Source organism: Burkholderia sp. L-4, assembly GCF_056856535.1.
The window spans coordinates 578,905-604,328 of record NZ_JBXEOX010000001.1; the positions used below are offsets into that span (position 1 = coordinate 578,905).

The 25,424-nt window shown below is 67.2% G+C and carries 22 protein-coding genes; 20 read left to right on the top strand and 2 right to left on the bottom strand.

All coding sequences use genetic code 11. The annotated features are described in order from the left end of the window. The first annotated feature begins 8 nt into the window (after positions 1–8). From rsmH to lpxC, 16 genes are all read left to right on the top strand, one after another. Entirely contained in the window at positions 9–950 is a 942-nt protein-coding gene (rsmH, locus tag AC1VVG_RS02755) for a 16S rRNA (cytosine(1402)-N(4))-methyltransferase RsmH (protein ID WP_034186443.1), read from the top strand. Continuing rightward, a complete protein-coding gene (ftsL, locus tag AC1VVG_RS02760; protein ID WP_034186347.1) occupies positions 947–1,288 on the top strand; it encodes a cell division protein FtsL in 342 nt (113 codons plus the stop codon). Before rsmH ends, ftsL begins: the two co-directional genes overlap by 4 nt. Then, complete coding sequence (locus AC1VVG_RS02765) at positions 1,285–3,132, top strand: peptidoglycan D,D-transpeptidase FtsI family protein (RefSeq protein WP_034186348.1); 1,848 nt, start codon at positions 1,285–1,287, stop codon at positions 3,130–3,132. Before ftsL ends, AC1VVG_RS02765 begins: the two co-directional genes overlap by 4 nt. Continuing rightward, on the top strand, positions 3,129–4,667 hold the full coding sequence (locus tag AC1VVG_RS02770; RefSeq protein ID WP_482835235.1) for a UDP-N-acetylmuramoyl-L-alanyl-D-glutamate--2,6-diaminopimelate ligase: 1,539 nt from the start codon (positions 3,129–3,131) through the stop codon (positions 4,665–4,667). The genes AC1VVG_RS02765 and AC1VVG_RS02770 overlap by 4 nt, the downstream gene beginning before the upstream one ends. After that, a complete protein-coding gene (locus AC1VVG_RS02775; RefSeq protein ID WP_034186350.1) occupies positions 4,664–6,070 on the top strand; it encodes a UDP-N-acetylmuramoyl-tripeptide--D-alanyl-D-alanine ligase in 1,407 nt (468 codons plus the stop codon). Before AC1VVG_RS02770 ends, AC1VVG_RS02775 begins: the two co-directional genes overlap by 4 nt. 16 nt (positions 6,071–6,086) lie before the next feature. Further along, positions 6,087–7,256 carry a phospho-N-acetylmuramoyl-pentapeptide-transferase gene (gene mraY / locus AC1VVG_RS02780; protein WP_006477019.1) on the top strand — a complete coding sequence of 390 codons (1,170 nt, stop codon included), beginning with the start codon at positions 6,087–6,089 and terminating at the stop codon, positions 7,254–7,256. A gap of 28 nt (positions 7,257–7,284) precedes the next feature. Continuing rightward, the gene (gene murD / locus AC1VVG_RS02785) at positions 7,285–8,796 is read left to right on the top strand and encodes a UDP-N-acetylmuramoyl-L-alanine--D-glutamate ligase (protein WP_059558077.1); all 1,512 of its coding nucleotides are present in this window, start codon (positions 7,285–7,287) and stop codon (positions 8,794–8,796) included. Continuing rightward, the gene (gene ftsW, locus AC1VVG_RS02790; RefSeq protein WP_034186352.1) at positions 8,793–10,076 is read left to right on the top strand and encodes a putative lipid II flippase FtsW; all 1,284 of its coding nucleotides are present in this window, start codon (positions 8,793–8,795) and stop codon (positions 10,074–10,076) included. Before murD ends, ftsW begins: the two co-directional genes overlap by 4 nt. Further along, positions 10,073–11,173 (top strand): undecaprenyldiphospho-muramoylpentapeptide beta-N-acetylglucosaminyltransferase, encoded by a 1,101-nt coding sequence (gene murG, locus AC1VVG_RS02795; RefSeq protein WP_049032744.1) that lies wholly within the window; start codon positions 10,073–10,075, stop codon positions 11,171–11,173. Before ftsW ends, murG begins: the two co-directional genes overlap by 4 nt. Then, positions 11,170–12,567, top strand: coding sequence for a UDP-N-acetylmuramate--L-alanine ligase (gene murC / locus AC1VVG_RS02800; RefSeq protein ID WP_069245534.1), 1,398 nt, complete (start codon positions 11,170–11,172; stop codon positions 12,565–12,567). Before murG ends, murC begins: the two co-directional genes overlap by 4 nt. Before the next feature lie 132 nt (positions 12,568–12,699). Beyond that, complete coding sequence (locus AC1VVG_RS02805; protein ID WP_049032741.1) at positions 12,700–13,641, top strand: D-alanine--D-alanine ligase; 942 nt, start codon at positions 12,700–12,702, stop codon at positions 13,639–13,641. A gap of 19 nt (positions 13,642–13,660) precedes the next feature. Next, positions 13,661–14,413 (top strand): cell division protein FtsQ/DivIB, encoded by a 753-nt coding sequence (locus tag AC1VVG_RS02810; protein WP_034186356.1) that lies wholly within the window; start codon positions 13,661–13,663, stop codon positions 14,411–14,413. Between the two features lie 26 nt (positions 14,414–14,439). After that, positions 14,440–15,672 carry a cell division protein FtsA gene (ftsA, locus tag AC1VVG_RS02815; protein ID WP_006487138.1) on the top strand — a complete coding sequence of 411 codons (1,233 nt, stop codon included), beginning with the start codon at positions 14,440–14,442 and terminating at the stop codon, positions 15,670–15,672. A gap of 111 nt (positions 15,673–15,783) precedes the next feature. Next, positions 15,784–16,980, top strand: a complete 1,197-nt coding sequence (gene ftsZ / locus AC1VVG_RS02820) for a cell division protein FtsZ (protein WP_021159911.1) — start codon at positions 15,784–15,786, stop codon at positions 16,978–16,980. A gap of 188 nt (positions 16,981–17,168) precedes the next feature. Then, a complete protein-coding gene (locus AC1VVG_RS02825) occupies positions 17,169–17,675 on the top strand; it encodes a peroxiredoxin (RefSeq protein ID WP_124609720.1) in 507 nt (168 codons plus the stop codon). A gap of 240 nt (positions 17,676–17,915) precedes the next feature. Further along, positions 17,916–18,833: a UDP-3-O-acyl-N-acetylglucosamine deacetylase gene (lpxC, locus tag AC1VVG_RS02830; RefSeq protein WP_006487145.1), complete on the top strand. Its 918-nt coding sequence runs from the start codon at positions 17,916–17,918 to the stop codon at positions 18,831–18,833. Positions 18,834–18,913: 80 nt separating this feature from the next. On the opposite strand, the gene AC1VVG_RS02835 is transcribed toward lpxC, so the two are convergent. Further along, positions 18,914–19,390 (bottom strand): DciA family protein, encoded by a 477-nt coding sequence (locus tag AC1VVG_RS02835; protein WP_034186358.1) that lies wholly within the window; start codon positions 19,388–19,390, stop codon positions 18,914–18,916. Positions 19,391–19,646: 256 nt separating this feature from the next. Here AC1VVG_RS02835 and secA point away from each other — a divergent pair, with 256 nt between their 5' ends. The 4 genes from secA to AC1VVG_RS02855 all read left to right on the top strand — a co-directional run bounded on the left by secA (position 19,647) and on the right by AC1VVG_RS02855 (position 25,159). After that, on the top strand, positions 19,647–22,445 hold the full coding sequence (secA, locus tag AC1VVG_RS02840; protein WP_034186359.1) for a preprotein translocase subunit SecA: 2,799 nt from the start codon (positions 19,647–19,649) through the stop codon (positions 22,443–22,445). 143 nt (positions 22,446–22,588) lie between these two features. Continuing rightward, positions 22,589–23,830: a bifunctional glutamate N-acetyltransferase/amino-acid acetyltransferase ArgJ gene (argJ, locus tag AC1VVG_RS02845; protein ID WP_124670806.1), complete on the top strand. Its 1,242-nt coding sequence runs from the start codon at positions 22,589–22,591 to the stop codon at positions 23,828–23,830. A 19-nt stretch (positions 23,831–23,849) separates the two neighbouring features. Then, entirely contained in the window at positions 23,850–24,719 is an 870-nt protein-coding gene (locus AC1VVG_RS02850) for an ATP-binding protein (RefSeq protein ID WP_034186361.1), read from the top strand. Then, entirely contained in the window at positions 24,716–25,159 is a 444-nt protein-coding gene (locus AC1VVG_RS02855) for an NUDIX domain-containing protein (protein WP_482835236.1), read from the top strand. The genes AC1VVG_RS02850 and AC1VVG_RS02855 overlap by 4 nt, the downstream gene beginning before the upstream one ends. Positions 25,160–25,221: 62 nt before the next feature. Here AC1VVG_RS02855 and AC1VVG_RS02860 read toward each other — a convergent pair whose 3' ends face one another. Beyond that, complete coding sequence (locus AC1VVG_RS02860) at positions 25,222–25,422, bottom strand: DNA gyrase inhibitor YacG (RefSeq protein ID WP_080287726.1); 201 nt, start codon at positions 25,420–25,422, stop codon at positions 25,222–25,224. Between the last annotated feature and the right edge of the window lie 2 nt (positions 25,423–25,424).

The following is a 25,424-nucleotide window of genomic DNA, read 5'->3' on the forward strand; positions in this document are numbered from 1 at the left end:
CGCCCGCGATGGGAAATGAATTGCGGCATCGGACGGTGCTGTTGGATGAGGCGGTCGAGTCGCTCGTGACGCGGCCGGACGGCGTGTACGTCGACGGTACGTTCGGGCGGGGCGGGCATAGCCGCGCGGTGCTCGCGCGGCTCGCGCCGGCCGGGCGGCTGATCGCGTTCGACAAGGACCCGAGGGCGATCGAGACGGCGCAGGGCATCGAGGATGCGCGCTTCTCGATCGTGCATGACAGCTTTGCATCGATGCGCGACGCGCTTGCGGCGCGCGGCGTCGAGAAGGTGGCGGGTGTGTTGCTGGACCTGGGCGTGTCCTCGCCGCAGGTGGACGATCCGGCGCGCGGCTTCAGCTTCCGCGCCGATGGTCCGCTGGACATGCGAATGGATCCGACGCGTGGCGAGTCGGCGGCCGAATGGCTCGCGCGGGCTTCGGTGCAGGAATTGACGGAGGTGATACGGGATTATGGGGAAGAACGGTTTGCTTTTCAGATTGCAAAGGCGCTTGTTGCTCGCCGGGCAGAGTCCGACCGTCTTGGGCCTCTCGACACCACGGGCGAGCTTGCCCAAATCGTGGGTCACGTCGTCAAAACCCGTGAGAAGGGCAAGGATCCGGCAACCCGCACCTTTCAGGCTATACGGATTCACGTCAATCAAGAGCTTGCGGACCTGCAAGTCGTACTAGACGCGGCACTGTCGTTGCTGGAGCAAGGGGGGCGGCTGGTGGTGATCAGCTTTCATTCACTCGAGGACCGGATCGTCAAGCGATTCATGCAGGCGCACGCCAGTGCGCCTGCGGTCGATCGTCGCCTGCCGATCCGCGCCGTCGACCTCCCGAGCCCGCCGCTCAAGATCATCAGCCGTCAGTTTCCGAGTGAAGCGGAAGTCGCCGCGAATCCGCGCGCCCGCTCGGCCGTGATGCGCATTGCGGAGCGCGTCACGCCATGAGCCGCTTCAATATCTTCCTGCTGATCATCGTGATGGGTTGCGCGCTGTCGGTCGTCAACTCGACGAACCAGCAGCGGCAGATCTTCATCCAGCTGCAGCGCGCGCAGTCGCAGGAGCGCCAGCTCCAGCAGGACTACGCGCAGCTTCAATATCAGCAGAGCGCGCTGTCGAAGACGTCGCGCATCGAGCAACTCGCGAACGATTCGCTGAAGATGCAGGCGATCTCGACCGGCCGCACGCAATACCTGACGCTGCCGCCGGGCGCGGCGAAGGCGATCGACGCGCCGATCCCGGCGTCGGCCGACACGGCAGGCAAGGGCAAGGGGGGCGCGCGATGAAGCCGTCCCAGAAACGCCAGAACGTGAAGTTCTCGTCGAGCCCCGTGCTGGGCGTGCACCTGCCGATGTGGCGCTCGAAGTTCGTCGTGTTCCTGCTGTTCATGGCGTTCGTCGCGCTGGCCGCGCGGGCGTTCTGGATCCAGGGGCCCGGCAACGCGTTCTATCAGAAGCAGGGCGAAAGCCGCTACCAGCGCACGCTCGAGCTGCCCGCGACGCGCGGCAAGATCCTCGACCGTAACGGGCTCGTGCTCGCGACGAGCCTGCCCGTGCGCGCGATCTGGGCGATTCCCGACGCGGTGCCGGACGATCTCGACGCCGACAAGATCAACCAGCTCGGCAAGCTTCTCGGCATGACGCCGAAGGAACTGCGCGTGAAGCTGTCGGAAGACAAGGGTTTCGTCTACGTGAAGCGCCAGGTGCCGCTCGACGTCGCGGACAAGGTCGCCGCGCTCGACATTCCCGGCATCTACCAGCGCAACGAATACAAGCGCTTCTATCCGGAAGGCGAGATCACCGCTCACCTGATCGGCTTCACGAACGTCGAGGACGAAGGGCAGGAAGGCGTCGAGCTCGGCGACCAGAAGTTGCTGTCCGGCACGTCGGGCGTGCGTCGCGTGATCAAGGACCGGATGGGGCACATCGTCGAGGACGTCGCCGAGCAGATCCCGCCGCACAACGGGACCGACGTCGACCTGTCGATCGACAGCAAGATCCAGTACATCGCGTACGCGAACCTGAAGGCCGCCGTCGAGAAGTTCAAGGCAAAGGCCGGCGCGGCGATGGTCGTCGACGTGCGTACCGGCGAAGTGCTCGCGCTCGTCAACTACCCGACGTACAACCCGAACGACCGCTCGCGCATGACGGGCGAGCAACTGCGCAACCGGATCATGACCGACGTGTTCGAGCCGGGCTCGATCATGAAGCCATTCACGGTGTCGCTCGCGCTCGATCTGCACCGCGTGACGCCGAACACGCTCGTCGAAACGGGCAACGGGCATTTCGTGCTCGACGGCGCGCCGATCACCGACGACGCGGGTTTCGGCACGCTGACGGTCGGCGGCGTGATCCAGAAGTCGAGCAACATCGGCGCGACGAAGATCGCGATGACGATGCGGCCCGAGGAAATGTGGAATATGTATACGAGCATCGGCCTCGGCCAGGCGCCGAAGGTCGGGTTCCCGGGCGCGGTGGCCGGCCGCCTGCGTCCGTGGAAGAGCTGGCGCCGCATCGAGCAGGCGACGATGTCGTACGGCTACGGCCTGTCGGTGTCGCTGTTCCAGCTCGCGCGCGCCTACACGGCGATCGCGCACGACGGCGAGCTGATGCCCGTGACCATTTTCAAGACCGACCCCAATCAGCCGATCACGGGCACGCAGGTATTCAACCCGACCACCGCGCGCGAAGTGCGCGCGATGCTCGAGACGGTGGTCGCGCCGGGCGGTACGTCGCCGGATGCGGCCGTGCCGGGCTATCGCGTCGGCGGCAAGAGCGGTACCGCGTACAAGCATGAAGGGCACGGCTACACGCGCAAGTACCGTGCGTCGTTCGTCGGGATGGCGCCGATGCCGAATCCGCGCATCGTCGTCGCGGTGTCGGTCGACGAGCCGACCGCCGGCAGCCACTTCGGCGGCCAGGTGTCCGGCCCCGTATTCTCGGCGATCGCCGGCGACACGATGCGTGCGTTGAACGTCCCGCCGAACATGCCGATCAAGCAACTCGTCGTGTCTGACGATTCGCCGGCAGCGCCGAGCGCAACGGGGCCGCAAAAGCTGGCCGCGGGGAGCGGTGCGAAGCATATGATCGTGTCCAGCACGACGCGTAATTCACCAGGAGTTGTTCGATGAGCGCCGCCCGCAGTTCCCATCCGGCGCATCAGCAGATCGCAGCCGCGCTTGCGTGGCTGCGTCAGCATGTGGCCCCCGCGGCGCAACTGCATGCCGACACGCGCAGTCTCAAGGCTGGCGACGTGTTCGTCGCGTATGCGGTCGACGGGGCAGACAATCGCGCCTTCATTGCCAACGCCGTCGCCCAAGGTGCGGCCGCCGTGCTGTATCAGCCGGAAGGGCTGGCCGCCGCGCCGGCCGCACCCGTCGCGCTCGCGGTGCCGGCGCTCGACCAGCTCGCCGGCGAGATCGCCAGCGGCTGGTACGGCGATCCGAGCGACAGTCTGCTCGCGGTCGGCGTCACGGGCACGAACGGCAAGACGTCGTGCACGCAATGGCTCGCTGTCGCGCTGACGGCGTTGCACCAGCCGTGCGCGGTGATCGGCACGCTCGGCAGCGGGATGCCCGGCCAGCTCGTGCCGACCGGCTTCACGACGCCCGACGCGCCGCAACTGCAGCGCAGCCTCGCGCAGTTGCGCGACGCCGGTGCGAAGGCGGTGGCGATGGAAGTGTCGTCGCACGCGTTGCATCAGGGCCGCGTGAACGGCACGGCCTTCGATATCGCGGTATTTACGAACCTTACGCAAGATCACCTCGACTATCACGGCACGTTCGATGCGTACGAAGCCGCGAAGGCGAAGCTGTTCGCGTGGCGCGGCCTGCGCGCGGCGGTGATCAATCGCGACGACGCAGCCGGCCGGCGCCTGCTCGAGAAGCTGGCCGGCCGCGTGCGCACGATCGCGTACGGGATCGGCGACGCGGCGGCACCCGACGCCGATCGCGAGCTGGTCGCGCTCGACGTGCGTGCGACCGCCACCGGCACCGCATTCCGCCTGCGTTCGTCGTGGGGCGACGCGGACGTCGAGGTTGGCACGCTCGGCACCTTCAACGTCAGCAACCTGCTTGCCGTACTCGGCTCGCTGCTCGCGGCCGATGTGCCGTTCGACGCGGCGCTCGCCGAGATCGAGCGGCTCGAGTCGGTCAACGGCCGGATGCAGCGGCTCGGCGGCCGGCTGCAGAACGACGAACCGCTCGTCGTGATCGACTACGCGCACACGCCCGACGCGCTCGAAAAGACGCTCGACGCGTTGCGCCCGATCGCCACGGCGCGCGGTGGCCGGCTCGTCTGCATGTTCGGCTGCGGCGGCGATCGCGACGCAACGAAGCGCCCGCTGATGGGCGCGATCGCGGAGCGGCTCGCCGACGAGACCGTCGTCACGAGCGACAACCCGCGCAGCGAGGATCCGCAGCGCATCATCGACCAGATCGTCGCGGGCATGACCGCACCCGATCACGCACGCCGCATCGAGGATCGCGCGAGCGCGATCCTGCAGGCCGTGCGCGGCGCCGCACGCGAGGATGTCGTCGTGCTGGCCGGCAAGGGCCACGAGGCCACGCAGGAAATCATGGGCAAGAAGCGTACGTTCTCCGATCAGGATCACGCGCGGCTCGCGCTGGCGGCGCGCGCGACGCACGGCAAGGGAGGCGGCGAATGACGATGCTCAGTCTCGGCGAAGCCGCCCGCCTGATTCCCGGCGCCACCGTCCACGGCGACGCGGGCGTCACGTTCGACCGCGTGTCGACGGACAGCCGCACGGCCGGGCCGGGCGACCTGTTCGTCGCGCTGAAGGGCGAGCGCTTCGACGCGCACGACTTCCTCGGCGACGTCGCCGCGCGCGGTGCCGCCGCGGCACTCGTCGTGCACGTGCCGGCGGGCGTCACGATGCCGGCGATCGTGGGCGGCGAAACGCGTGCCGCGCTCGGCGCGCTCGCGCACGGCTGGCGCATGCGATTCCCGCTGCCGCTCGTCGCGGTGACGGGCAGCAACGGCAAGACGACGGTCAAGGAAATGATCGCGTCGATCTTCGCGGCGGCGGTCGGCGCCGACGCGCGACTCGCGACGGCCGGCAACCTGAACAACGATGTCGGCCTGCCGCTGACGCTGTTGCGCCTGTCGGCCGCCCATCGTCTCGCGGTGATCGAGATCGGGATGAACCATCCGGGCGAGACCGAAGTCCTCGCGCGCCTCACGGCGCCGACGGTCGCGCTCGTCAACAACGCGCAGCGCGAGCACCAGGAATTCATGTCGACGGTCGAAGCCGTCGCGCTCGAACACGCGGCCGTGATTCACGCGCTGCCGCCGGACGGCGTCGCGGTGTTCCCGGCCGACGACGCGTACGCGGGCATCTGGCGCGTCGCGGCGACCGGCAACCGGATCCTCGATTTCGCGCTGCACGACGCCGAACGGCAGAACGACGCGCAGGTCGTCGGCCGTCTGCACGGCGGCGAACTCGCGATCGACACGCCGGCGGGTGCCGTCACGGTGCGGCTGCGCGCGCTCGGCGAGCACAATGCACGCAACGCGCTGGCCGCGACGGCCGCGGCGCTCGGCGCCGGCGTCTCGCTGTCGGCGATCCGGCAGGGCCTCGAATCGTTCGAACCGGTCAAGGGCCGGCTGCAGGTGAAGCAGGCGATTGCCGGGAGCCTCGCGGGTGCGACGGTCGTCGACGATACGTACAACGCGAACCCCGATTCGATGCGCGCGGCGATCGACGTGCTCGCCGCGCAATCGGGGCCGCGCGTGCTGGTGATCGGCGACATGGGCGAGGTTGGCGAAGAAGGGCCGGCTTTCCACCGCGAGATCGGCGCCTATGCGCGCGATCGCGGGATCGATGCGCTGTTCGCGCTCGGCGACGCGTCGCGCGACGCGTGCACGGCGTACGGCGACACGGCCCGCCATTTCGATGACGTCGGCGCGCTCGTGTCGGCGCTGCTCGCGGCCGGATACGGCGCACCGGCGACGGTGCTGGTGAAGGGCTCGCGGTACATGAAGATGGAGCGCGTGGTCGACGCGCTGACGAACCAACCCGCGGCGGGCACGGCGCCCGCCGCACACTGAGTAGAAGGAAGGAAGCATGCTGCTGGCGCTGGCGCAATGGCTGCAAGGAGACGCAAGCTTTTTGCGCTTGTTCACGTACCTCACGTTCCGTGCGGTGATGGCCACCATCACCGCGCTCGGGATCGGGCTCGTGTGCGGACCGTGGGTGATCCGCAAGCTGACGCAAATGAAGGTCGGGCAGGCCGTGCGCAAGGACGGCCCGCAGACCCACCTCGTCAAGTCCGGCACGCCGACGATGGGCGGCGTGCTGATCCTGATCGGCATCGCGGTCGCGACGCTGCTGTGGGGCGACCTGACGAACCGTTTCATCTGGATCGTGATGCTCGTCACGTTCGGCTTCGGCGTGATCGGCTGGGTCGACGATTACCGCAAGGTCGTCCACAAGGACCCGCGCGGGATGTCGTCGCGCGAGAAGTATTTCTGGCAATCGGTGATCGGGCTGTTCGCGGCCGTCTACCTGGCCTTCAGCGTGTCCGAGGCGAACAACGTGCGCGTGTTCGACCTGTTCATGGCATGGGTGAGGAGCGGCCTGTCGATGGGGCTGCCCGCACGTGCCGACCTGATGCTGCCGTTCCTGAAGTCGATCAGCTACCCGCTCGGCGTGTGGGGCTTCATCGTGCTGACCTACTTCGTGATCGTCGGCGCGAGCAACGCGGTGAACCTGACCGACGGCCTCGACGGCCTCGTGATCATGCCGGTCGTGCTGGTCGGCGCGTCGCTGGGTGTGTTCGCGTACGTGATGGGCAGCGCGGTCTATTCAAAATACCTGCTGTTCCCGCACATCCCGGGCGCGGGCGAGCTGCTGATCTTCTGCTCCGCGATGGGCGGGGCAGGGCTCGCGTTCCTCTGGTACAACACGCACCCCGCGCAGGTGTTCATGGGCGACGTCGGCGCGCTGGCGCTCGGCGGCGCGCTCGGCACGGTCGCGGTGATCGTGCGCCAGGAAATCGTGCTGTTCATCATGGGCGGCATCTTCGTCGCGGAAACGCTGTCGGTGATGCTGCAGGTTTCGTGGTTCAAGTACACGAAGAAGCGTTACGGCGAAGGGCGGCGCCTGCTGAAGATGGCGCCGCTGCATCACCATTTCGAATTGTCCGGCTGGAAGGAAACGCAGGTGGTCGTGCGTTTCTGGATCATCACGCTGATGCTGTGCCTGTTTGGTCTGACCACCCTCAAGCTGCGGTAAAGGAAAGGTAACAAGGATGTCTGGCGAGATGTTTGGAGATCGGCAACGGCCGATGGTGCTCGTACTGGGGCTCGGTGAATCGGGTCTCGCGATCGCGCGATGGTGCGCGAGGCACGGGTGCCGGCTGCGTATTGCCGATACCCGCGAGGCGCCGCCGAACCTTGCCGCGCTGCAGGCCGAAGGCATCGATGCGGAATTCGTCGGCGGGGCATTCACGCCCGCACTGCTCGACGGCGGCGTCGAGATCGTCGGGCTGAGCCCCGGGCTGTCGCCGCTCGAACCGGCACTCGCGGCGCTGGTCGCGGCCGCGCACGAGCGCGGGATCGCGGTGTGGGGCGAGCTGGAATTCTTCGCGCAGGCATTGCGTGCGCTCGGCACGAGCGGCTATCAGCCGAAGGTGCTCGCGATCACCGGCACCAACGGCAAGACCACGACGACGAGCCTCGCGGGCCTGCTGTGCCGGCGCGCGGGCAAGAAGGTCGCCGTCGCGGGCAACATCAGCCCGGCGATGCTCGACCGGCTCGCGAACGCGATCGACGAAACCGCGCTGCCCGACGTGTGGGTGCTCGAACTGTCGAGCTTCCAGCTCGAGACCGCGCGCACGTTTGCACCCGATGCCGCCGCGATCCTCAACATCACGCAGGACCACCTCGACTGGCACGGCGGCTTCGACGCGTACGCGCAGGCAAAGGGCCGGATCTTCGGTGCGACGACGACGCGCGTGCTGAACCGCGACGATGCGGCCGTGATGAAGTTCGCGCCGGCAGCCGGCGCGGCCGACGCGCCGCGCACGGTCACGTTCGGCCTGAACGAGCCGGTGCAGGACGGCGACTACGGGCTGTCGCGCGACAACGGCATTGCATGGCTGGTGGAAGCCGTCGATCGCGACGCACCGGATGAAGTGACGACGACCCGCCGGCGCAGGCGCGACGCCGCGCATACGCCTGACATCGCGCAGAAGCGCCTGATGCCGGCCGACGCGCTGCGCATCCGCGGGCTGCACAACGCGGCGAACGCGCTGGCCGCATTCGCGCTCGCCCGCGCGATCGACCTGCCGGCCGCGCCGCTGCTGCACGCGCTGCGCGAATATCGCGGCGAAGCGCATCGCGTCGAAGTGATCGCGACGATCGACGACGTCGACTACGTCGACGACAGCAAGGGCACCAACGTCGGCGCGACGGTCGCCGCGCTCGACGGGCTCGCGCAGAAGATCGTGCTGATCGCGGGCGGCGACGGCAAGGGCCAGGATTTCGCACCGCTGGTCGCACCGGTCGCACGCTGGTGCCGCGCGGTGATGCTGATCGGCCGCGACGCGCCGGCAATCCGCGACACGCTCGCCGAAACGGGCGTGCCGCTCGCCGATCACGCGACGCTCGAAAGCGCGGTGCACGCGGCGGCCGATCTCGCCGAGCCGGGCGACGCGGTGTTGCTGTCGCCCGCATGCGCGAGCCTCGACATGTTCAGGAACTACGCCCATCGCGCGGATGTGTTCCGCGCGGCGGTCGACGAAATCGCCATCGACAAAGGAGCGACGCCATGAGCTGGTCCGATCGCCTCGTCTCCCGGTTCAACGACCGGCGCGACACCGGCGGCAATGCCGCGGGCGGCCGCGTCGCGTCGGCCACGCGCGCCGCAACGGGCGGCCTCGCGAGCGTCGTCAACGGCGTGCGCCCGAGCCGTTCGCGGATGCTCGACTTCGACTACTCGCTGTTGTGGGTCGCGATCGCGCTGCTCGGCCTCGGCGTCGTGATGGTGTATTCGGCGTCGATCGCGATGCCTGATTCGCCGAAATACGCGTCGTATCACGATTACGCGTTCCTGATGCGCCACTGCATTTCGCTCGGCGTCGCGTTCGTCGCGGCGGTGATCGCGTTCCGCGTGCCCGTCTCGACATGGGACAAGTACGCGCCGCATCTCTTCCTGATCGCGCTCGTCGGCCTCGTGATCGTGCTGATCCCGCACGTCGGCAAGGGCGTGAACGGGGCGCGCCGCTGGATTCCGCTCGGCATCACGAACATGCAGCCGTCGGAAATCATGAAGCTCGCGGTGACGATCTACGCGGCGAACTACACGGTGCGCAAACAGGAATACATGCAGAGCTTCGCGAAGGGCTTCCTGCCGATGGCGTTCGCGGTCGGCCTGGTCGGTGCGCTGCTGCTGCTCGAGCCGGACATGGGCGCGTTCATGGTGGTCGCCGCGATCGCGATGGGCGTGCTGTTCCTCGGCGGCGTGAACGGCAAGCTGTTCGGCGGCCTCGTCGCAACGGCGGTCGGCACGTTCACGATGCTGGTGTGGCTGTCGCCGTGGCGTCGCGAGCGGATCTTCGCGTATCTCGATCCGTGGGACGAGCGCTACGCACAGGGCAAGGCTTACCAGCTCACGCACTCGCTGATCGCATTCGGCCGCGGCGAATGGCTTGGCGTCGGCCTCGGCGGCAGCGTCGAGAAACTGAACTACCTGCCGGAAGCGCACACCGACTTCATCCTCGCGGTGATCGGCGAGGAACTCGGCTTCGTCGGCGTGCTGGTCGTGATCCTGCTGTTCTACTGGATCGTGCGCCGCGCGTTCGAGATCGGCCGCCAGGCGCTCGCGCTCGACCGCACGTTCGCGGGCCTGATGGCAAAAGGTATCGGCATCTGGTTCGGCGCGCAGACGTTCATCAACATGGGCGTGAACCTCGGGCTGCTGCCGACCAAGGGCCTGACGCTGCCGCTGGTGAGCTACGGCGGCTCGGGCATCCTGCTGAACTGCGTCGCGCTGGCGGTGCTGCTGCGGGTCGACTACGAAAACCGGGTGCTGATGCGCGGAGGGAAGGTATGACCGCGTCGCAACGCACGCTGATGGTGATGGCAGGCGGCACCGGGGGCCACGTGTTCCCGGGGCTCGCGGTCGCGCACCGGATGGAAGCGGCGGGCTGGCGCGTCGTGTGGCTCGGCAATCCGGCCGGGATGGAAGCGACGCTCGTGCCGAAGCACGGCATTCCGATGGAATACGTGCGGTTCGGCGGGCTGCGCGGCAAGGGCCTGAAGACCAAGCTGACGCTGCCGGTCAACCTGTTGCGCGCGTGCTGGCAGAGCCTCGGCGCGCTGCGCCGCGTGCGGCCGGACGTCGTGCTCGGGATGGGCGGCTACATCACGTTCCCGGCGGGTGTGATGACCGCGCTGTCGGGGCGTCCGCTCGTGCTGCATGAACAGAATTCGATCGCGGGCCTGACGAACAAGGTGCTCGCGAAACTCGCGAAGCGCGTGCTCGTCGCGTTCCCCGGCGCACTGCCGCACGCGGAATGGACCGGCAACCCGATTCGCGCGGAACTTGCGCACACGGAACCGCCCAAAGCACGCTATGCGTCGCGCAGCGGTCCGCTGAACGTGCTGGTCGTCGGCGGCAGCCTCGGGGCGGCCGCGCTGAACGAAGTCGTGCCGCGCGCGCTGGCGCTGCTGACGCCGGGCGAACGCCCGCGCGTCGTGCACCAGGCCGGCGTGAAGCACATCGACGCATTGAAGGCGAATTACGAAGCGGCCGGTTTCGCGGCCGGCGAGGACGTGCGGCTCGTGCCGTTCATCGACGACATGGCGGCCGCGTACGCGGCGGCGGATCTGGTGATCTGCCGGTCGGGCGCGATGACGGTGTCGGAGATCGCGGCGGTGGGCGTGGCGGCGCTGTTCGTGCCGTTCCCGTACGCGGTCGACGATCACCAGACGACCAATGCCGCGTTCCTCGCCGATGCGGGTGCGGCCGTGCTGGTGCAACAACGCGACCTGTCGGCGGAACTGCTCGCCGACTGGCTGCGCGGCCAGTCGCGGGCATCGCTCGCGGACATGGCGGAACGTTCGCGCTCGCTGGCGAAGCCCGAGGCTACCGACGAAGTCGCGCGCGTGTGCGCGAAGGCGGCCGGCGCGCACCTGGAAACACTATGAAACACATCGTCAAACACATTCATTTCGTCGGGATCGGCGGCGCGGGCATGAGCGGCATCGCCGAAGTGCTCGTCAACCTCGGCTACGAGGTCAGCGGCTCGGATCTCTCGCGCAACGCGGTGACCGATCGCCTCCAGGCGCTCGGCGCACGGATCGCGATCGGCCACGACGCGGCGAACATCGCGGGCGCGAACGCGGTCGTCGTGTCGACGGCCGTGCGCTCGGACAACCCGGAAGTGCTGGCCGCCCGCAGCCAGGGCGTGCCGATCGTGCAGCGTGCGGTGATGCTCGCGGAGCTGATGCGCCTGAAGCAGGGCATCGCGATCGCCGGCACGCACGGCAAGACCACGACGACGAGCCTCGTCGCGAGCGTGCTCGCGGCGGGCGGGCTCGACCCGACCTTCGTGATCGGCGGGCGGCTGATCAGCGCCGGCGCGAACGCGCGGCTCGGCACGGGCGACTTCATCGTCGCCGAGGCCGACGAGTCGGACGCGTCGTTCCTGAACCTGTATCCGGTGATCGAAGTCATCACGAACATCGACGCCGACCACATGGACACCTACGGCCACGATTTCGCGCGGCTCAAGCAGGCGTTCATCGAATTCACGCAACGCCTGCCGTTCTACGGCAGCGCGGTCGTGTGCGTCGACGATCCGAACGTGCGGCAGATCATCCCGTTCATCTCGAAGCCGGTCGTGCGCTACGGCCTGTCGCCGGACGCACAGGTGCGCGCGGAAGACATCGACGCGCGCGACGGCAGGATGCACTTCACGGTGATCCGCGAAGGGCGCGCGCCGCTCGCGATCGTGCTGAACCTGCCGGGCCTGCACAACGTGCAGAACGCGCTCGCGGCGATCGCGATCGCGACCGATCTCGGCGTGGCGGACGACGCGATCCAGCAGGCGCTGACGGAATTCAACGGTGTCGGCCGGCGCTTCCAGCGCTACGGCGAGGTGCCGACCGCCGACGGCGGCCAGTACACGCTGATCGACGACTACGGTCATCACCCGGTCGAGATGGCCGCGACGATCGCGGCCGCGCGCGGCGCGTTCCCGGGCCGCCGCCTCGTGCTGGCGTTCCAGCCGCACCGCTACACGCGCACGCGCGACTGCTTCGACGATTTCGTCAACGTGCTGTCGACGGTCGACGCGCTGGTGCTGACGGAAGTCTACGCGGCCGGCGAGGCCGCGATCCCGACGGCCAACGGCGACGCGCTGTCGCGCGCGCTGCGCGCGGTCGGGAAGGTTGACCCGGTGTTCGTCGCGACGGTCGACGACGTGCCGGATGCATTGGCGAAGGTCGCTCAGAACGGCGACGTGGTGATCACGATGGGCGCGGGCTCGATCGGCGGCGTGCCGGCGAAGCTCGTGCAACACATTCAACAGAAGGCATGACATGAAACGACCCCCACGCTCACTTCGTTCGCTGTCGACCGGAGTTGGCGCTTTAGCGCTTACTCCGGTCCCGTGCAAGGCGCCCCCCGCGAGGGCGGTCAGCCTGCTTGGGGCGGCCCGGCGGAGGCTGGCATGAGCGGAATCGATCCGAAACGTTTCGGCAAGGTGGCGGTGTTGTTCGGCGGGGAATCCGCCGAGCGCGAGGTGTCGCTCACCTCGGGCCGCCTCGTGCTGCAGGGCCTGCGCGACGCGGGCGTCGATGCGCATCCGTTCGACCCGGCCGAGCGGCCGCTGTCGGCGCTGAAGGACGAAGGTTTCGTGCGCGCGTTCAACGCGCTGCACGGCGGCTACGGCGAGAACGGCCAGATCCAGGGCGCGCTCGATTTCTACGGCATTCGCTACACGGGCAGCGGCGTGCTCGGGTCGGCGCTCGGCCTCGACAAGTTCCGCACGAAGCTCGTATGGCAGCAGACGGGCGTGCCGACGCCGCCGTTCGAGACGGTGATGCGCGGCGACGATCTGGCCGCGCGCGCGGCCGACATCGTCGCGAAGCTCGGCCTGCCGCTGTTCGTGAAGCCGGCGAGCGAAGGTTCGAGCGTCGCGGTGCTGAAGGTGAAGACGGCCGACGCGCTGCCGGCCGCGCTGGAAGAGGCCGCCACGCACGACAAGATCGTGATCGTCGAGAAGAGCATCGAGGGCGGCGGCGAATACACCGCGTGCATCGCCGGCGATCTCGACCTGCCGCTGATCAAGATCGTGCCGGCGGGCGAGTTCTACGACTACCACGCGAAGTACGTCGCCGACGACACGCAGTACCTGATCCCGTGCGGCCTGCCGGCCGCACAGGAGGCGGAACTGAAGCGCATCGCGCGCCGCGCGTTCGACGTGCTCGGCTGTACCGACTGGGGCCGCGCGGATTTCATGCTCGACGCGGCCGGCAATGCGTATTTCCTGGAAGTGAACACGGCCCCCGGGATGACCGACCACTCGCTGCCGCCGAAGGCGGCGCGCGCGGTCGGCATCAGCTATTCGGAGCTGGTCGTGAAGGTGCTGTCGCTCACGCTCAACGACTGACGCAGGAACGGAACGACGTATGTGGAACAACGTTCGCCAACTCAACCTTGCCGCCAGCGCGCTGTACGCGCTGCTGCTGCTCGTGTTGGCGGCGGCCGGTTGCTACTGGCTGATCCAGCGCCCGACGTTCGCGCTGCGGGAAATCCGGATCGACGGCGATACCGAGCACATCAACTCGCCGACGGTGCGCGCGGGCGTGGTCGGCCGGCTGAAGGGCAATTTCTTCACGGTCGATCTCGATGCGGCGCGCGCCGCGTTCGAGCAGATGCCGTGGGTGCGCCATGCGAGCGTGCGCCGGGTGTGGCCGAATGCGCTGGCTGTCACGCTGGAGGAGTACAAACCGCTCGGGACCTGGGGCAGCGACCAGCTGGTGAGCGTCGACGGCGAGCTGTTCACCGCGAACCAGGGCGAGCTGGAGCAGGAACTGCCGGCGTTCGACGGCCCGGAAGGCAGTGCGAAGGAAGTCGTCACGCGGTACCGCGACTTCGGGAAATGGTTTGCGCCGCTGAAGGCGGCGCCGGAAGAAGTGACGCTGTCGGCGCGGTACGCGTGGACGGTGAAGCTGTCGAACGGCATGCAGGTCGAGCTGGGCAAGGAACGCAACAGCGACACGTTGCATGACCGGAGCCAGCGCCTGGTCGCGGCCTGGCCGGCCGTCACGGAGCGTTGGGGCAACGACATCGAGTACGCGGACCTGCGCTATCCGAACGGATTCGCGATTCGCGCGGCAGGCATGCGGTTCCTGACCGATACCGACAAGCGCAAGAAGTAACGAGAGATCACACGCAAGAGCACTTTATGAGCAAAGACTACAAGGATCTGCTGGTTTCCCTCGACATCGGCACGTCGAAGGTGGTGGCCATCGTCGCCGAGCTGAAGGGCGAGGGTCACTACGAGGTGATCGGTCTCGGCCAGAGCGAGTCGAAGGGTCTGAAGAAAGGTGTGGTGGTCAACATCGAGGCCACCGTGCAGTCGATCCAGCGCGCGCTCGAGGAGGCGGAGCTGATGGCCGACTGCAAGATCACCAACGTGTTCACGGGGATCGCGGGCAGCCACATCCGCAGCTTCAACTCGAGCGGGATGGTCGCGATCAAGGACAAGGAAGTCACGCAGACGGACGTCGCGCGCGTGATCGAGACCGCGAAGGCGATCAACATCCCGACCGACCAGCAGGTGCTGCACATCCTCACGCAGGAATTCATCATCGACGGCCAGGAAGACGTGCGCGAGCCGATCGGGATGAGCGGTATCCGGCTGGAAGTGAAGGTGCACATCGTGACGGGCGCGGTGAGCGCCGCGCAGAACATCGTCAAGTGCGTGCGCCGCTGCGGGCTGGAAGTGAACGACCTGATCCTGCAGCCGCTCGCGTCGTCGCTGGCGGTGCTGACGGAAGACGAGAAGGATCTCGGCGTGGTGCTGGTCGACATCGGCGGCGGCACGACGGACATCGCGATCTTCGCCGAAGGCGCGATCCGTCACACCGCGGTGATTCCGATCGCCGGCGACCAGATCACGAGCGACATCGCGATGGCGCTGCGCACGCCGACGCCGGATGCGGAAGACATCAAGGTCGGCTACGGAATCGCGAAGCAGGCGCTCGCCGATCCGGACGAAATGGTCGAAGTGCCGGGCCTCGGCGAACGCGGCCCGCGCACGCTGTCGCGCCAGGCGCTCGCGGCCGTGATCGAGCCGCGCGTCGAGGAACTGTTCTCGCTCGTGCAGCAGGTCGTGCGCGAATCGGGTTACGAAGAACTGTTGAGCTCCGGCGTGGTCATTACCGGCGGTGCGTCGATGATGCCCGGCATGGTCGAGCTCGGCGAAGACATTTTCCTGAAACCGGTGCGCATCGGTGCGCCGGAATATGCAGGCGGCCTCTCCGACGTCGTGCGCAATCCGCGCTACTCGACGGCGATGGGGCTGCTGGTCGAAGGCAGTGCTCAGCGCATGCGCGGCCGCAAGGTCGCCGTGCAGTCCGGCAACGCGGGACAGGTGTTCTCGCGGATGAAGGAATGGTTCCTGAGCAACTTTTGACGAACCGAATCGAAATTCGCGCTGGTGCCGGCGGCTGGCGCGCGACAGGAGGTTGCCCGATCTCCTGCCGAATAACGGCCGATTAGCAGTTTTTCTCTTGACGGAGGCAACATGGAATTCGAAATGCTGGAAACCGAGACCAACGGCACCATCATCAAGGTGGTCGGCGTTGGCGGCGCTGGCGGCAATGCCGTCCAGCACATGATCAACCGCGGCGTGCAGGGCGTCGACTTCATCGTGATGAACACGGACGCCCAGGCGCTGTCGCGTTCGCGCGCATCGTCGGTGATCCAGCTCGGCAACACGGGCCTCGGCGCCGGCGCGAAGCCGGAAATGGGCCGCGCGGCAGCGGAAGAAGCGCGTGAGCGCATCGCCGACGCACTGCGCGGCGCGCACATGGTGTTCATCACCGCCGGCATGGGTGGCGGCACGGGCACGGGCGCGGCACCGGTGGTCGCGCAGATCGCGAAGGAGATGGGCATCCTGACGGTTGGCGTCGTCAGCAAGCCGTTCGAGTTCGAAGGCGGCAAGCGCATGCGCGTCGCGGAAGCAGGTTCGCAGCAACTGGAGGATCACGTCGACTCGCTGATCGTCGTTCTGAACGACAAGCTGTTCGACGTGATGGGCGACGACGCCGAGATGGACAAGTGCTTCCAGTGCGCGGACGACGTGTTGAACAACGCGGTCGCCGGCATCGCTGAAATCATCAACGTCGATGGCCTCGTGAACGTCGACTTCGAAGACGTGAAGACGGTGATGGGCGAGCAGGGCAAGGCGATGATGGGCACGGCGACGGTTGCCGGCGTCGATCGCGCACGCCTCGCGGCGGAACAGGCCGTGGCGAGCCCGCTGCTCGAAGGCGTCGATCTGTCGGGCGCGCGCGGCGTGCTGGTCAACATCACGTCGAGCCGTTCGCTGCGCCTGTCGGAAACCCGCGAAGTGATGAACACGATCAAGAGCTACGCGGCGGAAGATGCGACGGTGATCTTCGGTGCGGTGTACGACGACGCGATGGGCGATGCGCTGCGCGTGACGGTCGTGGCAACGGGTCTGGGCCGTGCGGCGAAGAAGCAGCAGTCGGCACCGATGACGCTGCTGCGCACGGGTACGGACAACCAGCCGGTCAGCGCGGTGTCGCACGGCTATGCACCGGCTCATCACGTCAGCACGGCGGACTACGGCGCGCTGGATACGCCGGCAGTGTGGCGCAATTCGCGCGAAACCGCGGCATCGCACGTGCAGGCGCTGCAGGAGAAGGGTGTCGACACGTACGACATCCCGGCTTTCCTGCGCAAGCAGGCTGACTGACGCAAACACAGGCGAAGCCGCGGCGAAACCGCCGCGGTATCGCCGGCGTGACGGATGCTACGGACCAGGACAGGCCGCGTCGGCTGCGACGCCGGGCCGGGAAACGTGCCCTCTTCGCTCAGGCGGGGCGGGATGGACCGTGCTGTCCGCAACACGCTGAAAAACCGTATCGCTATGAGGGACCAGCCATGATTCAAGTGGGCGACGCGCTGCCCGACGCGCAGTTGTTCGAGTTCATCGACGACGCGCGCGAAGGGTGCACGCTGGGGCCGAACGCCTACAGCGTGCGCGACCAGGTTGCGGGGAAGCGGGTGGTGATCTTCGGATTGCCGGGCGCGTTCACGCCGACCTGCTCGGCGCAGCATGTACCGGGCTACGTCGAACACGCCGAGCAATTGCGCACGGCGGGTATCGACGAGATCTGGTGCGTGTCCGTCAACGACGCATTCGTGATGGGCGCATGGGGACGTGATCTGCACACCGCGGGCAAGGTGCGCATGATGGCGGACGGCAGCGCGGCTTTCACTCTTGCGCTGGGGCTGACGCAGGATTTGTCCGCGCGTGGCATGGGGATTCGTTCCCTGCGCTACGCGATGGTGATTGACGGCGGTGTGGTCAAGACGCTGGCCGTCGAGGCGCCGGGCAAATTCGAAGTGAGCGATGCGGCGAGTGTTCTCGCGACGTTGACGTCCTGATCGTGCGGTGCGCCGTTGCCTGCCGGCAACGCTGCTCACCGGCCTCAGGGCAGTTGTAACACGGGCTGATGACCGGAAACGCCTCCGTTCCGGGCATCGGCCCGTCCCGTATCGGCACGGGTAAACTGTCGAAACAGATTGATACGCAGTTGCAAACAGCGTTGAATAGGGAATTACGCTATAATCCCGCCTATCGAATATAACTCCTGATTGATATCTTCAATCAAGACGAAGAACACCATGTTGAAGCAGCGCACCATCAAGTCCATCGTGAAGACCGTCGGTATCGGTGTCCACTCGGGTCGCAAGATCGAGTTGACGCTTCGTCCCGCCGCGCCCGGCACGGGCATCGTCTTTTCACGCGTCGACCTGCCCACGCCCGTCGACATTCCCGCCTCGGCGATGTCGATCGGCGACACGCGGCTCGCGTCGGTGCTCCAGAAGGATGGCGTGCGCGTGTCGACCGTCGAGCATCTGATGTCGGCGTGCGCGGGGCTCGGCATCGACAATCTGTATGTCGACGTGACGGCCGAGGAAATCCCGATCATGGACGGCAGCGCGGCAACGTTCGTGTTCCTGATCCAGTCCGCCGGCATCGAGGAGCAGAACGCGCCGAAACGCTTCATCAAGGTGAAGAAGCCGGTCGAAATCCGCGATGGCGACAAGTTCGCGCGTCTCGACCCGTATTTCGGCTTCAAGCTGAAGTTCTCGATCGATTTTCGTCACCCGGCCGTCGACAAGACGGGCCAGGAGCTCGAAGTCGATTTCGCCACCACGTCGTACGTGCGCGAGATCGCGCGTGCGCGCACGTTCGGCTTCGCGCACGAAGCCGAGATGCTGCGCGAGATCGGCCTGGCGCGCGGTGGCAGCATGGACAACGCGATCGTGCTCGACGAGTACCGCATCCTGAACAACGACGGGCTGCGCTACGACGACGAATTCGTGAAGCACAAGATGCTCGACGCGATCGGCGACCTGTACGTGATCGGTCACCCGCTGCTGGCGTCGTACACCGCGTACAAGTCGGGTCATGGCCTGAACAACGCGTTGCTGCGCGAGCTGCTCGCGCACGAAGACGCGTACGAGATCGTGACGTTCGACGATCCGCAGGCTGCGCCGAAGGGCTTCGCGTTCGACGCGCAGACGGCCTTTGCGTAACCGGCGCGTTGCGCAAGCGATAAAAAAGCGGCCTTCGGGCCGCTTTTTTGTTGGCCGGCCGCTGCCGGCCAAAGGCGCCGTCAGCGCGACTTGGCGCCGTGCCGGGCCGCCATGCGGGCAAGCGCGGCCTGCAGCGGCGATGGTTCGAGATGATCGGCGAGATCGCGCAGGGCGGCGGCGCCGACCGAGGTCATCCGCGCCTGCTTCACGTGCGGCGGCTCCGGCGCGTCCTTCGGCCGCACGCGCACGCGCAGCGTCGTCACGGGCCAGCCGCGCTTCTGCAGATCGCCGAGCAGCCGCGGCTCGACCTGCCGCAACCGGGCAGCCAGCGCATTGTGCGCGGCAAAGAGGGTCAGGGTGCCGTCCTTGATGAAGCCCGGTTCGATGTGATTCGCGAGGTAGTCGGGCAGGAGCGCGGCGAGATCGCGCTGCAGCGACGCGATCTGCTCGACGCCGGCGCGCAGCGCCGCGAACGCGTCGGTGCGGCCGAGCACTTCCGACACGGGTTGCGGGCGATAGGCGGCGAGCGGGCCGAAACGCTTGGAAAATCGGTTCATCGAGGCATTCTTCGGGCGCGCACGCGCGCGGACGTTGCCGCCGATTGTACCCGCGCCGGCCCATGCCCGGGCGGCTTTCGCCCCGCCGGCCCGGCCGTCGGCGTGCGGCGCCCGTCCCGCCGAGAGACAGGCGTGCGCTTCCCCGCGTGCTAAAATTCGACGTTTGAGTCCACTAATTCGCTAAGCCGCCGAGGCTCGGGCGCCGGGGCGCGCAACACGCGCCGGGCGCCGGTGCTGCGACGCAGGATCCGATCCGATGACAACCGGTTTTCTCCAGAAAATTTTTGGCAGCCGCAACCAGCGGCTCGTCAAGCAATACCAAAAGACCGTCGCGACGATCAATGCGCTCGAAACGCAGATCGAGAAGCTGACGGACGACCAGTTGCGCGGCAAGACGGACGAATTCCGCCAGCGTGTCGCGGCCGGCGAGTCGCTCGACAAGCTGCTGCCCGAGGCGTTCGCGGTCTGTCGCGAGGCCAGCCGTCGCGTGCTGAAGATGCGGCACTTCGACGTGCAGATGATCGGCGGCATGGTGCTCCACTACGGCAAGATCGCGGAAATGCGCACCGGCGAGGGCAAGACGCTCGTCGCGACGCTGCCCGTGTACCTGAATGCGCTCGCCGGCCGCGGCGTGCACGTCGTGACCGTCAACGACTACCTCGCGCAGCGCGACGCCGAATGGATGGCGCGCCTCTACAACTTCCTCGGTCTGTCGGTCGGCATCAACCTGTCCGGCATGGAGCACGACCAGAAGCAGCAGGCGTACGCCGCGGACATCACGTACGGCACGAACAACGAGTTCGGCTTCGACTACCTGCGCGACAACATGGTCTACGAGACCGATGCGCGCGTGCAGCGGGCGCTGAACTTTGCGGTTGTCGACGAAGTGGACTCGATCCTGATCGACGAGGCGCGCACGCCGCTGATCATTTCGGGCCAGGCCGAGGATCACACCGAGCTGTACGTGCGGATGAATGCGCTGCCGCCGCTGCTCGAGCGCCAGATTGGCGAAGAGAAGGCCGACGGCACGGGCGTCGAGAAGCCGGGCGACTACACGCTCGACGAGAAGGCGCGCCAGGTGTTCCTGACGGAGTCGGGCCACGAGAAGGCCGAGCGCCTGCTCGCCGAATGGGGCCTGATCGGCGAGGGCGAGAGCCTGTACGCGCCGCAGAACATCACGCTGATGCACCACGTGTACGCGGCGCTGCGCGCGCACACGCTGTTCCACAAGGATCAGCACTACGTCGTGCAGAACGGCGAAGTGGTCATCGTCGACGAATTCACGGGCCGCCTGATGGCCGGCCGCCGCTGGTCCGACGGCCTGCATCAGGCGGTCGAGGCCAAGGAGCACGTAAAGATCCAGAGCGAGAACCAGACGCTCGCGTCGATTACGTTCCAGAACTACTTCCGTATGTACGCGAAGCTGGCCGGCATGACCGGTACCGCGGACACCGAAGCGTACGAATTCAACGAGATCTACGGTCTCGAAACGGTCGTGATCCCGACCAACCGTCCGCCGAAGCGGATCGACAAACAGGACCAGATCTACAAGACGGCCAAGGAGCGCTACGACGCGGTGATCCGCGACATCCGCGACTGCTACGAGCGCGGCCAGCCGGTGCTGGTCGGCACGACGTCGATCGAGAACTCCGAGTTGCTGTCGCATCTGCTGAAGCAGGCCGGGTTGCCGCACGAAGTGCTGAACGCGAAGCAGCACGAGCGTGAAGCCGCGATCGTCGCGGAAGCCGGCCGGCCGAACCGCGTGACGATCGCGACCAACATGGCCGGCCGCGGTACCGACATCGTGCTCGGCGGCAATGCCGAGAAGCAGGCCGCGTTCATCGAGGCCGACGACGCGATCCCGGCCGACGAAAAGGCGCGCCGCATCCAGCAGCTGCACGACGAGTGGGAAACGCTGCACGAGCAGGTGAAGGCGGCGGGCGGCCTGCACATCATCGGCACCGAGCGCCACGAATCCCGCCGGATCGACAACCAGCTGCGCGGCCGTGCGGGCCGCCAGGGCGATCCGGGCTCGTCGCGCTTCTACCTGTCGCTCGACGATCCGCTGCTGCGCATCTTCGCGGGCGACCGCGTGCGCTCGATCATGGATCGCCTGAAGATGCCGGAAGGCGAGGCGATCGAGGCCGGCATCGTCACGCGCTCGATCGAATCCGCGCAGCGCAAGGTCGAAGCGCGCAACTTCGACATCCGCAAGCAGCTGCTCGAATACGACGACGTGTCGAACGACCAGCGCAAGGTGATCTACCAGCAGCGCAACGAGCTGCTCGAAGCGCACGACATCACCGAGACGATCACCGCGATGCGTCATGGCGTGATCACCGAAGTCGTCCGCCAGTTCGTGCCGGAAGGCAGCATCGAAGAGCAGTGGGACGTGCCCGAGCTCGAGGAAGCGCTGCGCAACGACTGGCAGCTCGACCTCGCGATTCAGGAAATGGTGAACGAGTCGTCGTCGATCACGGCCGAGGAAATTCTCGATGCCGTGATGACGGCCGCCGACGAGCAGTACGAGAGCAAGGTCGCGATGGTCGGCCGCGAATCGTTCAGCGCGTTCGAGCGCTCGGTGATGCTGCAGACGGTCGACCGCCTGTGGCGCGAACACCTCGCGGCGCTCGACCACCTGCGCCAGGGCATCCACCTGCGCGGCTATGCGCAGAAGAACCCGAAGCAGGAATACAAGCGCGAGGCGTTCGAACTGTTCGCCGCGATGCTCGAGGCGATCAAGCAGGAAGTCACGCGTGTCGTGATGAACGTGCAGATCCAGTCGCCGGAGCAGCTCGAGGAAGCCGCCGAGCAGATCGAGGAACGCGCCGGTCATCTCGAGAACGTCGAGTATCAGCACGCCGACTACGCGGACGCCGGTGCGCCGGTGGCGAACGTCACGGCTGCCGCGGCCGCCACGGCGACGGCCGACATGGTCGGCAGCGCGATGACGCACAGCGGCCCCGGCGGCGAGATGCCGAAGGTCGGCCGCAACGACCCGTGCCCGTGCGGCAGCGGCAAGAAGTACAAGCAGTGTCACGGGAAGCTGTCATGATCGGCGGCGGCGCGCGTCACGCGTGCCGCTTCGATCCAGCTTCGCGTGACTGATGTGAGTTGCGGCGGCCCGCGCGTGCGGCCGCCGGTTCTTCCAATCGATGCCGGCGTATGCCGGCATTTTCCATCCGGCAGGTGTGCCCCATGGCTGTCAATTTTCCGTCGATCGATCCCGCCCAACTGCATCCCGTCGCCGGCGTCACGCTCGGCTGGGCGGAAGCGAATATCCGCAAGCCGAATCGCAAGGACGTGCTGGTCATTTCCGTCGACGAAGGCGCAACGGTCGCGGGCGTGTTCACCGAAAACCGCTTCTGCGCCGCGCCGGTCATCGTCTGCCGCGAGCATCTGGCGAAGGTGCGCGCGGGCGGTGCGGGCATTCGCGCGCTCGTCGTGAATACGGGCAATGCCAACGCCGGTACCGGCGAGCCGGGCCTCGCGAACGCGCGCGAAACCTGCACGGAACTCGCGCGCCTCGCGGGTATCGAGCCGGCGCAGGTGCTGCCGTTCTCGACCGGCGTGATCCTCGAGCCGCTGCCGATCGACCGCCTGAAGGCCGGGCTGCCGGCCGCGCTCGCGAACCGCAAGGCCGCGAACTGGTTCGATGCCGCGCAGGCGATCATGACGACCGACACGCTGCCGAAGGCCACGTCGCGCCAGGTGACGATCGACGGCCACACGGTCACGCTGACGGGCATCAGCAAGGGCGCGGGCATGATCAAGCCGAACATGGCGACGATGCTCGGCTTCCTCGCATTCGACGCGAACGTCGCGCAGCCGGTGCTCGACACGCTCGTGAAGGAAGTCGCCGACCGCTCGTTCAACTGCATCACGATCGACGGCGACACGTCGACGAACGACTCGTTCATCCTGATCGCATCGGGCAAGGGCACGCTGCCGGCCATCACGTCGACCGATTCGCCGGCTTATGCGGCGCTGCGCGACGCGGTCACGCAGGTCGCGCAGGTGCTGTCGCAACTGATCGTGCGCGACGGCGAAGGCGCGACGAAATTCATGACGGTGCAGGTCGAAGGCGGCAAGAGCGTCGCCGAATGCCGCCAGATCGCCTATGCGATCGGCCATTCGCCGCTCGTGAAGACGGCCTTCTACGCATCCGACCCCAACCTCGGCCGAATTCTCGCGGCGATCGGCTATGCAGGCGTCGCGGATCTCGACGTCGGCAAGATCGACCTCTATCTCGACGACGTGCTCGTCGCGAAGGCGGGCGGCCGCAACCCGGCCTACCAGGAAGAGGACGGCCAGCGCGTGATGAAGCAGAGCGAAATCACGATTCGCGTGCTGCTCGGCCGCGGCGACGCGCAGGCCACCGTCTGGACGTGTGACCTGTCGCACGATTACGTGAGCATCAACGCGGATTACCGCTCCTGATCGGGGGCGTTCGAACGCCATGGACAAGCTTGAACAGTTTCTGACCCGCGCCGAAGCGCTGCTTGGCCGCCTCGAGGGGATCCTGCCGCCCGCGCCGGCGGCCGTCGACTGGAACGCCGCCCACGCATTCCGCTGGCGCAAGCGCCAGGGGCGCGGCTACTTGCAGCCGGTGCCGGCCGTGTCGTCGATCACGCTCGCCGACCTGCACAACATCGATCGCCAGAAAGGGTTGATCGAGCAGAACACGCGGCAATTCGTGCAGAAGAAGCCGGCCAACAACGTGCTGCTGACCGGCGCGCGCGGTACCGGCAAGTCGTCGCTGATCAAGGCATGCCTGAACGCGTACGCGAACGACGGGCTGCGCCTGATCGAAGTCGACAAGGACGACCTGCACGATCTCGGCGACATCGTCGACCTGATCTCGCAGCGTCCGGAGCGGTTCATCGTGTTCTGCGACGACCTGTCGTTCGAGGAGGGCGAATCGGGCTACAAGGCGCTGAAGGTCGCGCTCGACGGCTCGATCGCCGCGCAGTCGGACAACGTGCTGATCTACGCGACGTCGAACCGCCGCCATCTGCTGCCCGAGTACATGAGCGACAACGAGTCGTACAAGCATCTCCCGGATGGCGAGATTCACCCCGGCGAAGTCGTCGAGGAGAAGATCTCGCTGTCGGAGCGCTTCGGCCTGTGGGTCAGCTTCTATCCGTTCAAGCAAGACGATTATCTCGACATCGTCGGGCACTGGCTGCGCCACTTCGGCTGCCCGGACGCGGAGATCGAGTCCGCGCGCGGCGACGCGCTCGTGTGGGCGCTCGAGCGCGGTTCGCGGTCGGGGCGCGTCGCGTGGCAGTTCGCGCGTGACTGGTCGGGCCGCAAGGAGCAGGCATGAGCGCGGATCTCGCACAAGGCGCAGTGCGCGCACCGGACGGCCGCAAGGTGACGGAAGTCGCGGTCGGCGTGATGGTTCAGCCGGACGGCAGCTACCTGCTCGCGCAACGCCTGCAGGGCAAGCCGTATGAAGGGTACTGGGAGTTTCCGGGCGGCAAGCTGGAGGCCGGCGAAAGCGTCGAGAACGCGCTCGCGCGCGAACTCCACGAGGAGCTCGGCATCGAGGTCACGGCCAGCCATCGCTGGCACACGCTCGAGCACGATTATCCGCATGCGTACGTGCGGCTCTATTTCTGCAAGGTGACGGGCTGGACGGGCGAGCCGCACAGCAAGGAAGGGCAGGCGTTCGTCTGGCAGAAACTGCCGGTCGCCGTTGCGCCGCTGCTGCCGGCGGCGCTGCCGGTGCTCGAATTGCTCGAGAAGGAAGCGGCGTCGAACTGACGCCGTGGCGGCCTGCCGGAAAGGCGGGCCATATCGCCGACGGGCGGTGCCGCTCGGCTGTCTCAGCTATCGCGACGGTCGTCCGTGCCGTCTTCTTCCGACGAGGGGCCCTCGTCGGAAGACCCGCCGATCCGGTACTTTTCCGCGGCCCAGGCCCCGAGGTCGAGTTGCTTGCAGCGGGCCGAACAGAACGGGCGGAACTGATTTTCAGGCGTCCAGCGCACTGCGGCGCCGCACGACGGGCATTTCACAACGGTAGTCATAC